17 protein-coding genes are annotated in these 14164 nt (G+C 71.4%); 7 read left to right on the top strand and 10 right to left on the bottom strand.

The genetic code is table 11. The annotated features are described in order from the left end of the window. Positions 1–75 precede the first annotated feature (75 nt). The gene (locus VQH23_RS24445) at positions 76–672 is read left to right on the top strand and encodes a hypothetical protein (RefSeq protein ID WP_338663270.1); all 597 of its coding nucleotides are present in this window, start codon (positions 76–78) and stop codon (positions 670–672) included. Between the two features lie 35 nt (positions 673–707). Here the strand turns inward: VQH23_RS24445 and VQH23_RS24440 are convergent, their stop codons facing one another. From VQH23_RS24440 to VQH23_RS24420, 5 genes are all read right to left on the bottom strand, one after another. Beyond that, positions 708–1151 (bottom strand): hypothetical protein, encoded by a 444-nt coding sequence (locus VQH23_RS24440; protein ID WP_338663269.1) that lies wholly within the window; start codon positions 1149–1151, stop codon positions 708–710. Between the two features lie 209 nt (positions 1152–1360). Continuing rightward, positions 1361–2521 (bottom strand): OmpA family protein, encoded by a 1161-nt coding sequence (locus tag VQH23_RS24435; protein WP_338663268.1) that lies wholly within the window; start codon positions 2519–2521, stop codon positions 1361–1363. A gap of 175 nt (positions 2522–2696) precedes the next feature. Continuing rightward, complete coding sequence (locus tag VQH23_RS24430; RefSeq protein WP_338663267.1) at positions 2697–3833, bottom strand: 5-(carboxyamino)imidazole ribonucleotide synthase; 1137 nt, start codon at positions 3831–3833, stop codon at positions 2697–2699. Continuing rightward, positions 3830–4285 (bottom strand): 5-(carboxyamino)imidazole ribonucleotide mutase, encoded by a 456-nt coding sequence (gene purE, locus VQH23_RS24425; RefSeq protein WP_338666156.1) that lies wholly within the window; start codon positions 4283–4285, stop codon positions 3830–3832. Before purE ends, VQH23_RS24430 begins: the two co-directional genes overlap by 4 nt. A gap of 56 nt (positions 4286–4341) precedes the next feature. Then, positions 4342–4542, bottom strand: a complete 201-nt coding sequence (locus tag VQH23_RS24420) for a DUF465 domain-containing protein (protein WP_338663266.1) — start codon at positions 4540–4542, stop codon at positions 4342–4344. A 218-nt stretch (positions 4543–4760) separates the two neighbouring features. Between VQH23_RS24420 and VQH23_RS24415 the strand changes: the two genes are divergently transcribed. Then, positions 4761–4943: a YdcH family protein gene (locus VQH23_RS24415; RefSeq protein ID WP_338663265.1), complete on the top strand. Its 183-nt coding sequence runs from the start codon at positions 4761–4763 to the stop codon at positions 4941–4943. 182 nt (positions 4944–5125) lie between these two features. Here the strand turns inward: VQH23_RS24415 and VQH23_RS24410 are convergent, their stop codons facing one another. Further along, positions 5126–5680: a cell cycle transcriptional regulator TrcR gene (locus VQH23_RS24410; protein ID WP_338663264.1), complete on the bottom strand. Its 555-nt coding sequence runs from the start codon at positions 5678–5680 to the stop codon at positions 5126–5128. Between the two features lie 118 nt (positions 5681–5798). On the opposite strand from VQH23_RS24410, the gene VQH23_RS24405 reads away from it, so the two are divergent. Further along, the gene (locus VQH23_RS24405; RefSeq protein WP_338663263.1) at positions 5799–5993 is read left to right on the top strand and encodes a DUF1192 family protein; all 195 of its coding nucleotides are present in this window, start codon (positions 5799–5801) and stop codon (positions 5991–5993) included. Between the two features lie 70 nt (positions 5994–6063). On the opposite strand, the gene VQH23_RS24400 is transcribed toward VQH23_RS24405, so the two are convergent. Then, positions 6064–6558, bottom strand: a complete 495-nt coding sequence (locus VQH23_RS24400; RefSeq protein ID WP_338663262.1) for an Hsp20 family protein — start codon at positions 6556–6558, stop codon at positions 6064–6066. Between the two features lie 216 nt (positions 6559–6774). Beyond that, a complete protein-coding gene (rpmE, locus tag VQH23_RS24395) occupies positions 6775–7002 on the bottom strand; it encodes a 50S ribosomal protein L31 (RefSeq protein WP_257714418.1) in 228 nt (75 codons plus the stop codon). A 165-nt stretch (positions 7003–7167) separates the two neighbouring features. On the opposite strand from rpmE, the gene VQH23_RS24390 reads away from it, so the two are divergent. From VQH23_RS24390 to VQH23_RS24375, 4 genes are all read left to right on the top strand, one after another. Continuing rightward, the gene (locus VQH23_RS24390) at positions 7168–7911 is read left to right on the top strand and encodes a glucose 1-dehydrogenase (RefSeq protein ID WP_338663261.1); all 744 of its coding nucleotides are present in this window, start codon (positions 7168–7170) and stop codon (positions 7909–7911) included. Positions 7912–8027: 116 nt separating this feature from the next. Continuing rightward, positions 8028–8876, top strand: a complete 849-nt coding sequence (gene pdxY / locus VQH23_RS24385) for a pyridoxal kinase PdxY (RefSeq protein WP_338663260.1) — start codon at positions 8028–8030, stop codon at positions 8874–8876. Between the two features lie 114 nt (positions 8877–8990). Next, positions 8991–9974, top strand: a complete 984-nt coding sequence (locus VQH23_RS24380; RefSeq protein WP_338663259.1) for a TAXI family TRAP transporter solute-binding subunit — start codon at positions 8991–8993, stop codon at positions 9972–9974. Positions 9975–9984: 10 nt separating this feature from the next. Beyond that, on the top strand, positions 9985–11868 hold the full coding sequence (locus VQH23_RS24375; RefSeq protein ID WP_338663258.1) for a TRAP transporter fused permease subunit: 1884 nt from the start codon (positions 9985–9987) through the stop codon (positions 11866–11868). Positions 11869–11937: 69 nt separating this feature from the next. Here VQH23_RS24375 and hpf read toward each other — a convergent pair whose 3' ends face one another. Both hpf and rpoN read right to left on the bottom strand, forming a co-directional pair. Beyond that, the gene (gene hpf, locus VQH23_RS24370; RefSeq protein ID WP_338663257.1) at positions 11938–12552 is read right to left on the bottom strand and encodes a ribosome hibernation-promoting factor, HPF/YfiA family; all 615 of its coding nucleotides are present in this window, start codon (positions 12550–12552) and stop codon (positions 11938–11940) included. Between the two features lie 73 nt (positions 12553–12625). Further along, positions 12626–14089 carry an RNA polymerase factor sigma-54 gene (gene rpoN, locus VQH23_RS24365; RefSeq protein WP_338663256.1) on the bottom strand — a complete coding sequence of 488 codons (1464 nt, stop codon included), beginning with the start codon at positions 14087–14089 and terminating at the stop codon, positions 12626–12628. Positions 14090–14164: the final 75 nt, after the last annotated feature.

The following is a 14164-nucleotide window of genomic DNA, read 5'->3' as shown; positions in this document are numbered from 1 at the left end:
CGGGCCATAAGTTGCTGACCTCGCTCGCCTCCTGCCCTCAAAATGCCGCGTGCAACAGAACGGGCGAATCGCTAGATGTCCCTCGGGGCGGAGAAGCCGCCTTTCACGCTTCGGGAGACCACGGTCGAAATGTCGCCGATCCGCTTCCTCGCCGCCGGTCTGGTGGCCGTCGTTGCCGCCGCCCCTGCTATGGCGCAGACCTGCATGCGCCCTGCCGACAAGGCCGCCTTCGACGTGCGCGCCCTGCAGAGCCAGCTGATGGTCGCCGCCCTGATCTGCAAGCAGGACGAGCAGTACAACACCTTCGTCCGCTCCTATCAGGGCCAGCTCTCCTCCGCCTGGGACGGCATGTCCACCTATTACCGCCGCGCCAATGGCAACACCGGCGTGCGCGTGCGCGACAACTTCGTGACCGAGCTGGCGAACGTCCAGCAGATGGACGGCAGCCGCCAGGGCACCGCCTTCTGCGCCAACGTCGCCTCCCTCTTCAGCGCCGCCATGGCCGCGCCGAAGACCACGGAGGGCCTGGCCCAGCTCGCCGTCGCGAACGGCCTGTCCAACCCGCACGGCCGCGCCGAGTGCTCCGCCACCAGCCCGGCGGCCGCGCCCTCCGCGTCCGAGAAGCCGGAGCGCCGCACCGCCATCCGCCGCGTCTCCACCAACGCGCGCTGAGGCCCGTCACGGGCCGGCCCCCATCGGGCCGGCTCTCAGGCCGAGGGATCGGAAGGGCGCCGCAAGGCGCCCTTCGTCGTTTCCGGCACCCCCTCGCGCCCCGCCTCGGCCTCCTGCAGCCGGGCGACGCCCCGGTCCAGCAGGCAGCTGTCCCAGCGCGCCGATCCCGGGCGAAGGCCGCGCACCCGACAATCCGCGTCCGCCGCCTCCAGCGCCGTCCGGGCGAGCAGCCGGTCCTCCCAGGCCTCCTGATGGGGAAGGAACAGGTCGCGCGGCGCGCCCCGCTCGGCCCGGGCGAGGTGCTCCACCATGCCTCCCGGCGCGCAGGCGGCCGCAAGCCCGGCGCAGGCGTGCCGCGCATCCCGGGCCGCCTCGAAGATGTGGCGGTACCCCGCCAGGGCCGGCTCCCTCGGCGGGGCGGCGCAGCCGGCCAGGATCAGCCCCACGACAAGGGAGGAGAGAGGAAGCCGCGCGCCCATGGCCATGCACCCCGTGCCGGTCCGCTTCGGTTCCGGCCGTCACCCGACGCCGGCGATCCTTCCTTTTCGACAACGATCGTCGGGCCGGCAAGACCTCGCGCTGAACGGGCCCTGAACGGACCACCCAGGGATCCCGGCCGCAAAAGAAGAAGGGGGCGGGACCCTTCGGTCCCGCCCCCAACCTGTCACCCGTGAAGGGACCGGGCTGCTTAGCGCAGCACGATCTCGACGCGGCGGTTCTGCGGCTCGCGCACGCCGTCCGCGGTCGGCACCAGGGGGCGGCTCTCGCCGAAGGCCTGGATGGACATGGCGGAGCGGGGCACGCCACGGCGCGTCAGCTCGGCAGCGACGGCCTCGGCGCGGCGCATGGAGAGGCGCTGGTTGTACTGCGGCGTGCCGGAGCGGTCGGCGTGGCCGGCCACCTCGATGCGGGTCGTGCCCGTGGAGGACACGGCCTGCGCGGCCTCGGCGATGATCTGGCGGGCGCGGTCCGTCAGGTCGGCGCGGTCGAAGTCGAAGAACACGAGGTAGGTACGGGCCGGGGCCGGCGCGGCGGCCGGAGCCGGGGCAGCCACCGGGGCCGGGGCCGGGCGCGGCGCGTTGAACGCGTAGCGCAGGCCGATCAGCACGGAGTGGTTGTAGTTGTCGATCTCGACGCGGCCGGCGGCCACCGGCGTGCCGTTCGGGCTCTGGCCCGCGGACTGGCGGGACACGACGCCCGTCAGCTCGGGGGAGAGCGTGCCGAGGAAGCGGTACTCGGCGGTCAGCGCCAGGCCGGGAACGCCGAGGCCGAAGGCAAGGCCGGCGATGCCCTGGTAGGCGAACTGGCCGTCGGTGTCATCGATCCGCAGGCGGTTGCCCGTCACGGAGTTCGCGAAACCAGCGCGCAGGTTGCCGTAGTCGTTGGCGCGGACGCCGTCGAACTCGGTCCAGACATAGCCGACGCCGCCGCCGATGTACGGCACCACCGGGATGCCCGGGATGTTGAAGTCGAACAGCACGTTGCCCATCGCGCCGTAGCTGCGCGTGCGGCCGCCCTGGAAGCGCGGGTTGGTGTTGCCGAAGCGGAAGTCGCCGACGTCGTTCTCGCGGTAGTTGCCCTCGACCTCGAGGCGCAGGCCGTTGCCGAAGCCGAAGCCGATGCTGCCCACGCCGACCCAGCCCATGTCAGGGTTGGTCTTCACGCGGTTGCCGTTGGGGTTGCCGGCCGAGAGGTACGTGCCGGCGCCGCCGCCGATCGTGTCCGTGGTCGACTGCTGCCAATTGAAGCCGGCGCCGCCGGCAATGTAGAGGCCGGCGACAGGCTGGGCCTGCGCCGCGAGCGGCAGCGACAGGATCGTCGCCGCCAGAAGGGCCTTCTTCAGGCTCATGATGTGAACTCCCGATCCACCAGGGCGCTGGCGCGGGAGTCAGGTAACCCCCGAGTCCGGCGCCGCGTGGGTTCATTTACCATCCGCCAGCGGTCTGCGCATCGCGCCGTGCCGCACCGCGCAAGGGTTTCGGGGCACTGTGGCGAGCGTGCCACAGCCACCCCTGGCATTTCGGTCACAGACCCTTGAGGAGGTCGTCTTCCCCGGCTGTCCGAAGGCCGCCAAGCGGCAGAACACGGGTCGCGTGCCCCATCTTCCGCCCCGGCCGGGCCTCCGCCTTGCCGTAGAGATGCGTGAACACGCCCGGCGCCCCGGCGAGTCCCGGCCAGCGCGCCATCCCCTCCGGCCCGACGAGGTTCCGCATCACCGCGTCCCCGTGCCGCTCCGTGGAGGCCAGCGGCAGCCCGGCCACGGCGCGGGCGTGCTGGTCGAACTGGCTCGCCCCGCAGGCATCAATCGTCCAGTGCCCGGAATTGTGCGGCCGCGGCGCGATCTCGTTACCCAGCAGCGTCCCGTCCGGCAGCAGGAAGAACTCCACCGCCAGCACCCCCACCAGTTCCAGGGCCTCCGCCACCGCCGCCGCGTGACGCCGCGCCAGCAGCGCCGCTTCTTCCGGCAGCCGCGCCGGCGCGAAGGAGAGGTCGAGGATGTGGTGGGCGTGCCGATTCTCTACCGCGTCGTAGGTGGCCGTGCTCCCGTCCACCGCCCGCGCCGCCACCGCGGAGATCTCGGCCGCGAAGGGCACGAAGGCCTCCGCGATCAGCGGGTGGGGGGAGAGCCGCGCCATCGCCGCCTTCGCTTCCTCCGCGGTGCGGACCACCGCCTGCCCGCGCCCGTCATAGCCCAGCCGGGTCGTCTTCAGCACCGCGGGCAGCCCCACCTTCGCCAGCGCCGCCGGCAGGTCGGCCGGGGAATGCACTGCCGCCCAGGCCGCCACCGGCACGCCGGCCCTCTCCAGGAACGCCTTCTCCTGCAGCCGGTCCTGGCAGACCGACAGCGCTCGGATGCCCGGCCGGCAGGGCACGATGGCGGCCAGGTGGTCCAGCGCGGCCGCCGGCACGTTCTCGAACTCGAAGGTCACCACGTCCACGGCGCGCGCGAAGCGCCCCAACGCCTCCGCGTCGTCATAGGCCGCGATCGTGCTCTCCGCCGCCACCAGCGTCGCCGGCTCCCCGGCCACAGGGGAGAAGACGTGGCAGCGATAGCCCAGCCGCGCCGCCGCCAGCGCCGTCATCCGCCCGAGCTGTCCGCCGCCGAGGATGCCGATGGTCGATCCCGGGGCCAGGGGAGCGGGTAGGGGCCCCTCGCTCACGCCGGGCTCCTCGGCACGCCCTCGGTCTGCGCACGCCGGTAGGCGGCCAGCCGTTCCGCCAGAGCGTGATCCGACAGGGCGAGGATCGAGGCCGCCAGCAGCGCCGCGTTCACCGCCCCGGCCCGCCCGATCGCCAGCGTCCCCACGGGAACCCCGGCCGGCATCTGCACGATGGAGAGAAGGGAATCCTGCCCCTTCAGCGCGTGGCTCTCCACCGGCACGCCCAGCACCGGCAGCTCCGTCAGGCTCGCCGTCATCCCCGGCAGGTGCGCGGCGCCACCGGCACCGGCGATGATCACCTTCAGCCCGCGACCGGCCGCACCCTCCGCGTACTCCACCATCCGCCTGGGCGTCCGGTGCGCCGAGACCACCTGGCACTCATGGAGCACGTCCAGCCCCTCCAGCATCTCGGCGGCGTGCCGCATCGTCTCCCAGTCGGAGCGCGACCCCATGATGATGCCCACGAGGGGCGGCAGATCCCGGAGCCCGGGCCCCAAGGCCACCCCGCTCACGCGATGATGTCCGGCACGAGGCGGCTCTCCAGCGAGGAGATCTCGTCCTTCAGCTTCAGCTTGCGCTTCTTCAGCCGCTGGAGCTGGAGCTGGTCGTGGAGGCTGTCCTCGATACGGGCGATCACCGTGTCCAGGTCGCGGTGCTCGCTCCGCAGCTCGTGAAGGCGACGCAGAAGGCTGTCACGTTCGGCCAGCATGGTCCCCCGGATGGGTCGGGCGGCCCGTCGGGGCCCGCGGCGCGGGCGGCGGACGGGCGGGTTGATAAGGGCGTGAGAAGTGTCGCGCCAGGGCTCCCGATTGCCATATCATCTTCGGCGCGGTGTTGACAGACGCCGCGCAAGGCCCCCGGACGGGCACCGGCAGGAGTCACCCAGGGGCCGCATCTCCCGGACGAAAGAGCAGGAGGCTCAAGCGCATGCTGAACCCGCACCGGCTGCAGTCGCTCAAGGATCGTCACGCCGCGCTCGACACGCGCATCCTTGAGGAGGACGCCCGGCCCTTTCCGGACAGCCTCGAACTGGCGCGCCTGAAGCGGGAGAAGCTCCGACTGAAGGAGGAGATGGAGCGCTTCGAGGCCCAGCGGCGCCGACCTCAGTAACCCCGGGTCGTCAGGCCCTACAAATGATGAAGGGCGGGTTCCCCGGGGGAACCCGCCCTTCTGCTGTCCGGACCCGGAAGATCCTGCCCTCCGTCAGTCCCGCAAGAAGCCTGGCATTGCCAGGAAGTTCGGCTCCCGGCCGTCCAGACCGGACACCCGCAGCGGATCGGGCGCGCGGCCGCTCAGGCCGCGTCGTCCTCCACCGCCGTCGGCGCCGGCTCCGCCCCGATGGAGACAATGAGCGCGTTCAGGTCGGACTGGCTGCAGAGCCCGAGGATCACCGGGTCGCGCGGCTTGATGTTCGCCGTGTTCCAGTGGCTGCGGTCCCGCACCTTCGCGATCGTCTCCTTCGTGGTGCCGAGGAGCTTGGCCACCTGCGCGTCCGTCAGCTGCGGGTAGTTCCGCAGCAGCCAAGCAATCCCGTCCGGCCGGTCGTTGCGCTTCGCCACGGGGGTGTACTTGGCCCCCTTGCCGCGCATCTTCGGCTGGGGAAGGGCGCTCTCCATCATCTTCAGCCGGGCCTTCGGGTCGGCCTCGCAGCGCGCGATCTCCTCGCGGGTCAGCTGGGAATTCGCCACGGGGTCGTAGCCGACGATGCCCTGCGCCACCTCGCCGTCCGCGATGGCCTGGACCTCCAGCGGGTGCATCCCCACGAAATCGGCCACCTGGTCGAAGGTGAGAGAGGTCTTGTCGATCAGCCACACGGCGGTGGCCTTCGGCATGAGAGGGGTAGGCATATTGGGAACCTCGCGCGGCCCCTTCGGGGCGGTCGGCGGGAGCCGGGGGCCCCCTTGGGCTGTTGCGTCGGGATATAGAGAGGGGGGAGGGGGCGGTCAAAGCCCCGAAGGAGGTCCGATGTTCGAAGATGAGGAGCGGCGCAGCCCGGCAACAGGGCGCTTCGCCCCCGCTGCCCTGGCCGAATGGTCCGAGGAGACGCTCCGCGAGTACGTCGCGGCACTGCGGGCCGAGATCATCCGGGCCGAGGCGGCCATTGCCGCCCGGGCGGCCCAGCGCTCGGCGGCGGACGCCTTCTTCCGCAAGCCCGGATAGAGGAGGGGCCGGCGGATCGCTCCGCCGGCCCCCCACTCACTCAGTCCCGCGAAGGACCGGACCAGGCCCGTCAGGCGGCCTGGGCCGAACCCTCCTGGGTGTTCGCGGCCTCCACGCGGCCCTCGATGGCCGGGCGCTGCGGGGCGCCCTGCGCGATCTCGATGCGGCGCGGCTTCAGCTGCTCCGGCACCTCGCGACGCAGGGAAACGTGCAGCAGCCCGTTCTCCAGCGCCGCGCCCTCGACCCGGATGTGGTCGGCGAGGACGAAGCGGCGCTCGAAGGCGCGGCCGGCGATCCCGCGGTGCAGGTAGCGCCCCTCCTCCTTCGCCTGCGGCGCCTTGCCGGAGACGAGGAGGACGTTGTCCTGCGCGGTGATCTCGATGTCGGACTGCGAGAAGCCCGCCACGGCCATGGTCAGGACGTAGCTGTCATCGGCGGTGCGCTCGATGTTGTACGGGGGATAGGAAGGCGCCTCGGCGGCCGCGCGGGCGGTATCCGCCAGGCGGGCCAGACGGTCGAAGCCGATGGCGGTACGGAAAAGGGGAGAGAAGTCGAGAGCATTCACGAAAAACCTCCTGCTTGAGCAAGGTTGTCGTCTGCATTTGCAAGGGCTTGCGACCTGTGCACCCCCATTCGGGCCGTGCAACCGCTCGCCTCGCGCCACCGGCCCCATACGGGCGCCGCTGACAGCCGATAAATGGAAAAAGGGCTCCGAAGCTTCAAGCCCCGGAGCCCTTTTTGATATGCGATCAGTGCATGCCAGCTTTGCGCTGGCGGAAGGTCAGCCCTTGCGGGCGCCAATGCCCGCGAACTTCTTGTTGAACTTGGCGATCTGCCCGCCCGTGTCCACGATGCGCTGCACGCCCGTCCAGGCCGGGTGGGACTTCGGGTCGATGTCCAGGCGAAGCGTGTCGCCCGGCTGGCCGTAGCAGGACCGGGTCTTGTAGGTCGAGCCATCCGTCATGATGACGTTGATCTCGTGGTAGTCGGGGTGGATGTCGGACTTCATCGGGCGGGTTCCATGACTTGTGACGCCGCCGATGCCGACCGGAAGCGCGAGGGCGCGCGTGTACCTCCTGCGCGCCGCCCGCGCAACAGCCGCGTGCGCCCGCGGCGCCGTTGACCGCCCCCACCGCCTTTCCGAGACTGCCGGCCACCACGGGGGAAACGTCGCATGCGCCTGCAGGGCAAAATCGCGCTCGTCACGGGCGCCGCGTCCGGCTTCGGCGAGGGGATCGCCAGGGAGTATGCCGCCCAGGGCGCGAAGGTCGCCGTCGCCGACCTGAACCTCGACGGCGCCCGCCGCGTGGCGGGGGAGATCGGCGGCATCGCCCTCGGCGGGGACGTCGCCCGCGCCGCCGATATCGCGGCCATGGTGGACGGCACCGTCTCCGCCCTCGGCGGCCTCGACATCGTGGTGAACAACGCCGGCTGGACCTACCGCAACCAGCCCTCCCTCGACGTGGAGGAGGAGGAGTTCGACCGCGTCTTCGCCATCAACGTGAAGTCCGTCTTCCTCATGGCGAAATCCGCCTACCCCGCCCTCAAGGCCCGCGGCGGCGGCAGCTTCATCACCGTCTCCTCCACCGCCGGCCTCCGCCCGCGCCCCGGCCTCACCTGGTACAACGGCACCAAGGGCGCGGTGAACGTCTTCACCCAGTCGCTGGCCCAGGAATGGGCGAAGGACAACGTCCGGGTGAACGCCGTCTGCCCGGTCATGGGCGTCACCGGCCTCACCTCCGCCTTCATGGGGGTGGAGGACACGCCGGAGAACCGCGGCCGCTTCCTCGCCACCATCCCCATCGGCCGCCTCTCCACCCCCGCCGACATCGCCAATGCCTGCGTCTGGCTCGCCGAGGACTCCTCCTCCTTCATCACCGGCGTCCTGCTGCCGGTCGATGGCGGGCGGACGGCCTGAACCGGGAACACGGGGGAGGGGCGTTTCCCGCCCCGCCCGATCTGCTCTACGAACGTCCCGCCGCCCCGGTCCCCCGCCCGGCCGGCATCCTGGCTTTCAGCGGGGCGGATGCCGCGATGAACATCCTCTCCATCCAGTCCTGGGTCGCCTACGGCCATGTCGGCAACGCCAGCGCCGTCTTCCCCCTCCAGCGTCTCGGCGCCGAGGTCTGGGCGCTGAACACCGTCCAGTTCTCCAACCACACCGGCTACGGCGCCTGGCGCGGCCAGGTCTTCGGCGCCGACCTCATCGGGGACCTCGTCCAGGGCATCGAGGAGCGCGGCGTCCTCGCCCGCTGCGATGCCGTCCTCTCCGGCTACATGGGCGACGCCGCGATCGGCGAGGCCATCATCGGCGCCGCCGCGCGCGTGCGCGCCGCCAACCCCGCCTCCCTCTGGTGCTGCGACCCCGTGATCGGCGATGTCGGCCGCGGCATCTTCGTCCGCCCCGGCATCCCCGAATTCATGCGCGACCGCGCCGTGCCCCAGGCCGCCATCGTCACGCCGAACCAGTTCGAGCTGGAATGGCTCACCGGCCGCCAGGTCTCCTCGCTGGACGACGCCAAGGCCGCCGCCGCCGCGCTCCAGGCAAGGGGCCCGGGCACGGTCCTCGTCACCAGCCTCCAGGTGGAGGACACGCCGGAGGACTCCGTGGACCTCCTCGTCGCCGAGGCCGGCGCCTTCTGGCGCCTCCGCACCCCGCGCCTGCCGATCTCCATCAACGGCGCCGGCGACGCCATGGCCGCCCTCTTCCTCTTCCACCGCCTGCGCTGGGGCGACCCGCGCCTCGCCCTCTCCGCCGCCACCTCCTCGATCTACGGCCTCCTCCGCCGCACCTCGGAGGCCGGGTCGCGGGAGATCCTGACGGTCGAGGCCCAGGAGGAGTTCGTCACCCCCTCTCGCGTCTTCCTCGCCCAGCCCTGCTGAGGCCGCGCCGAAGGAAAGCCGGAGGAAAACGGCACGTTCATTGCAGCACCATTGCGGCGGGCGCGCCGGCGGCCCCAACATCGCCCGGCACAGACCCGCCCCCTGGAGGCCCCGATGATCCCCACCGTTCCCCGCCGCCTCCTCCTCGGCGGCGCCCTGGCGATGCCCTTCATCCGCACCGCCTCCGCCCAGCAGACCTTCGAGTTCGTCGCGGGCTCCCTCGGCGGCGGCTGGTACACCATGGGCGCCGGCATCGCCGCGCTTGCGAAGGACGAGGCCGACCTGCAGATCCGCGTCGTCCCCGGCGGCGGCCTGGCGAACCCCACCCGCATCAACAACGGCCAGTCCCAGATGGGCTGGGGCATCGACGCCTTCACCGCCGCCGCCGTGCGCGGTGAGGACCCCTACCGCCAGAAGCACGACAGGATCCGCACCCTCGGCACCGGCTACTCCCCCACGGAGCACAACCTCGTCCGCGCCGCGGACAAGGGCAGCGACGACATGCGCGCGCTCCTCACGGGGCGCGGCCTCCGCATCGGCTGTCCCCAGCGCTCCTCCACGGATGAGATGACCCTGCAGCGCATCCTGAAGTTCTACGGCACCTCCCCCGATCAGATCCGGGCGAACGGCGGCACCTACCTCAACGGCTCCTACAACGACGTCGCGGCCGCCTTCGGCGACGGCCAGGTGGACTGCGTCTACTTCGCCCTCGCCAAGCCCGCCGCCGTCCTCACCGAACTCGGCCAGGGCCGCCGCACCTCGAAGCTCGTCGCCTTCCCCGACGACGTGCGGAAGCACCTCATCGACACCTACGCCTACAACCAGGGCGTCATCCCCGCCGCCGCCTACCCCACGCTGCAATCCGCCGACGTGCCGGTGACGACGATGGACAGCGTGATCGTGGTGCACGAGACCGTGCCGGACGACGTCGCCTACAAGCTGACCAAGGTCCTCATCGCCGCCAGGGGCGCACGCCTCACGCAGATCCACGCCTCCATGGGCTCCTACGACCCGAAGGAGGCCTGGAAGTACGCCGGCGCCCCGCTGCACCCCGGCGCCGCCCGCGCCTACCGCGAAGCCGGCGCGATGCCGGCCTGAGGACAGGGGTTTGCGCGCGCTGAAGGGGCCGCTGGGCCCGATCCTCTCGGCCTGGCTCGCCCTCGCGGCGGCGGTTCACCTCTATTTCGGCGGTGTCGGTTTTCCCGAGCCGATCGCCATGCGGGCCTTCCACCTGCTGGCCTTCGTGCCGCCAATCTTCCTCCTCTGGCCCGGCGGGAAGGGAAGCCCGGCGGACCGCCCCACAATCGCGGACTGGCTCTGGTTCGCCGCCGCCGCCGCGCCGCACCTCTGGGTGTGGATCAACGCCGCCGCCGTCTCCGACCGCATGGAGTACGTGGACGAGTGGACGCCGCTCATGTCCGCCATGGCCGTCCTCGCCATCATAACCCTGCTGGAAGCCACGCGCCGCGCGGTGGAGCCCGGCCTCGCCTGGATGGTGATCATCAGCCTCGCCTACATGGCGTTCGGCCACTTTCTGCCCGGCGTGCTGAACACGCGCCCCTTCTCGGTCGAGGAGGTTCTCGAGGCATCCTGGCTCGTCCCCACCGCCGGCGGCGTCTACGGCCCGCTCACGGGCATCGTCGCCACCACCATCGCCGTCTTCATCATCTTCGGCGCCTTCATGGGCGGCAGCGGCACGGGCCGCCTCTTCAGCAACCTCGGCGCCGCCGCCGCCGGCCGCTACACGGGCGGCCCCGCGAAGGTCGCCGTCGTCACCTCCGGCCTCTTCGGCACGATGAGCGGCTCCTCCGTCTCCAACGTCATCACCACCGGCGCGATGACGATCCCGCTGATGAAGCGCATCGGCTACAGGCCCGCCGTCGCCGGCGGCATCGAGAGCGCGGCGTCGGTCGGCGGCGCCATCATGCCCCCCGTCATGGGCGCGGCGGCCTTCGTGATGGCCGAGATCACCAACATCCCCTACGGCGAGATCGTGGTCGCCGCCGCCATCGGCGCGGTGCTCTACTACTTCGCCATCCTTGCCGCCGTGCACTTCGAGGCGAAGCGCGCCGGCATGGCGCCGATGCCGAAGTCGGAGATCCCGCCCTGGCGCGAGGTGCTGGCGGACGCGCACCTCGTCCTCTCCATGGCCCTCCTCGTCTACCTAATGATGGAGCGTTGGTCCGGCAACTTCGCCGCCTTCTGCGCCACGGTCGCCATGGTCGCGATCTCCATGCTGCGCGCCCGCACGCGCATGACCCCGCGCGCCATCTTCGACAGCCTGGTCAACGCCGGCCTCACCATGGCCCCGCTCGCGGTGGCCATCGCCGGCGCCGGCATCGTCGTCTCCGCGCTCACCGCCACCGGCATGGTCGTGGCCTTCGGCGGCATCATCAAGGATCTCGCGGGCGGCTCCCTGCCGCTGCTGCTGATCCTGCTGGCGATCACCGTCCTCGTCCTCGGCATGGGCCTGCCGACAACGCCGAGCTACATCATCGCCGCGGCCATCGGCGTGCCCCAGCTCATCGCCATGGGCGTGGACGTGCTGCCCGCCCATCTCTTCCTCTTTTACTTCGCCGTGCTGGCGGACGTGTCGCCCCCCGTCGCGGCGGCGGCCTTCGCGGCCGCCTCCATCGCCGGCTCGAAGCCGACGATCACCGCCCTGCACGCCACCCGCCTCGGCATAGCCGGCTTCACCGTCGGCTTCGCCTTCATCTACGATCCCGGGATCATGCTGCGCGGCGGCCCTCTCGAGATCGTCCTCGCCACCGCGATCCAGGTTGCCGCCCTCGTGGCGATCACGGCCGCCTATGCGGGCTACCTGCTGTCGCCTATCGGCCCGGTGCCGCGCATCGTCCTCGGTACCGCCGGGCTCGTGGCGGCCTTCGTGCCGGTCCTCCCGGACCCCGCCCGGCTGGCAGTTGCCGTTGCGGCCATGGGCCTCGCCTGGGGCATGGGCCGCGCGCCAGCACCTGCGCGCGGCGTGGCGTAGAAGCGACGAAGGGGAGAGGGATGGCTCCCTCTCCCCCTCGCGCCACTCACGGCGCCGACGCGCCGCGCATCAAGCCTTGCGCGGATCGATCCATCCGACATGCCCGTCGGCCCGCCGGTACACCACGTTCATCACGCCGTTTTCCCGGTTGCGGAACATCAGCACCGGCTCCTGCGAGAGGTCGAGCCGCATCACCGCCTCGCGCACCGTCAGCCGGCTGATCTCCGTCAGCCGCTCCGCGACCACGGCGCCGTCCGTGTAGCTGTCCGCCGAGACCAACCCGTCCGGCACGGCGGCCTCGGGCGCGTCGCCCTCCTCATCCTCCTCCGGCCGCAGCACCACGTCCCGCGCCGGCTCCGGCAACACGTCCCGCTCGTCGGCCATGCTCCGCGCGTGCTCATTCACCCGCCGTCGGTAGCGTCGCAGGCGCTTGGCAATGTGCTCGGCCGCGTCGCTGAAAGCGCGGTGCGCGTCCGTGCCCTCACCCTCGGCCCGCATGTTCAGCCCGCGGCCCGCGCGCAGATTGATGTCGCAGGCGAAGAAGGCGCGGTCCTTGCGGAAGGTCACGTGCGCGTCGATGGCGTGGTCGAAGTACTTGCGCGTGACCTGCGTCAGCCCGTCCGTCACATGGGTCTTCAGCGCCTCACCGGTCTCAACGCCCTTGCCGGCGACCGTGATGTGCATGGAGCGGCTCCCTTGCATGACCTTGTAACCGATTTGACCTGAGACGGACCCACACCGGTTTAAAGGGGACATTTCAGAGAACGGGCGCCGATTTCTCCCTTTTGCGCTGCACCGAGGACGGGATCCGCAGCGCGTCCCGGTACTTCGCCACCGTGCGCCGCGCGATGTCCACGCCCTCCGCCCGCAGCCGCTCCACGATCGCGTCGTCCGACAGGATGTCCGCCGCCGTCTCCGAATCCACCATGTCCCGGATCCGGTGCCGGATCGCCTCCGCCGAGAAGCTCTCCCCCCCGCGCGTGCCCGCGATGGCCGTGGTGAAGAAGTACTTCAGCTCCAGCGTCCCGCGCGGCGTCGCCATGTACTTGTTCGCGGTGACGCGGGAAACGGTGCTCTCGTGCATCCCCAGCTCGTCCGCCACGTCCCGCAGGATCAGCGGCCGCAGGTGCCCCACCCCGTGGCGGAAGAACCCCTCCTGCCGCCGCACGATCTCGGCCGCCACGCGCAGGATGGTGTTCGCCCGCTGCTCCAGGCTCCGCACCAGCCAGTTTGCCGCCTGCAGCTTCTCCGCCAGGAAGGCCTTGTCCTCCTTCGTCCGCGCGCCCGTCTGGCAGGTGGCGTGGAAGCCCCGGTTCACCAGCACGCGCGGCAGCGTCTCTGGGTTCAGCTCCAGCAGCCATGTGCCGTCCGGCAGCCGCCGCATCAGCACGTCCGGAACCACCAGCGGCGCCTGCTCGCCGTCCGTCGAGACCCCCGGCTTCGGGTTCAGCCGCCGCAGCTCCGCCACCATGCCGGACAGGTCCTCGGCATCCACCCCGCATACCCGCAGCAGCCCCGGCATGTCCCGCCGCGCCAGCAGGTCCAGGTTGTCCAGCAGCGCCTGCATCGCCGGGTCCAGCCGGTTCAGCTCCGCCAGCTGCACGCCCAGGCACTCCCGCAGATCCGCGCAGAACAGCCCCGTCGGCTCGAAGCGCTGCATCCGCGCCCGCACGCCGAACACCACCTCCACCGCGCAGCCCAGCGCCTCCGCGATCGCCTGGTCCGTCACCGTCACCCGCCCCACCGGGTCCAGCAGCGCGATGAACTGCCCGGCGATCAGCCGCTCCCTCGGGTCGCCGAAGGCCAGCCGCGCCTGCTCCGCCAGCAGCTCCCGCAGCGATCGCGGCCGTTCCCCCGCGATCTCCTCCAGGCTGCGCCCGTCCTCGTCCCAGCTATCCGCCCGCGCCCCGCGGGAGGAGGGGTACAGCGCGTCCCCGCTCTCGTAGGAGGAGGACCAGTCCGCCTCCAGCGGCCCCGCGCTGTCCTCCCCCATGGTGGTCGCGGAGGCCGCCTCGAAGGAATCCCGCTCCACCGGAACCGGCTCGGCGGGCGCGCTGCCCTCCTCGCGCTCCAGCATCGGGTTGCGCTCCAGCTCCTCCTCGACGAAGGCAGAAACCTCCATGTTGCTGGACTGCAGCAGCTTGATCGCCTGCCGCAGCTGCGGCGTCATCACCAGCTGCTGCGTCTGGCGGAAGTCCAGCCGAGGCGCGAGCGAGACCATCTTAGTGCGCGCGCTCCGCGCGCGGGCGCATCCGATTCAGACCTTCGGGCCTCCCCGCCCTTCGGTCATCGGAAG

The sequence above is a fragment of the Pararoseomonas sp. SCSIO 73927 genome, from assembly GCF_037040815.1.
GTDB lineage: Bacteria > Pseudomonadota > Alphaproteobacteria > Acetobacterales > Acetobacteraceae > Roseomonas.
Note: the sequence above shows the minus strand (reverse complement) of the source record. Positions and strands in the feature narration are given on the sequence as shown.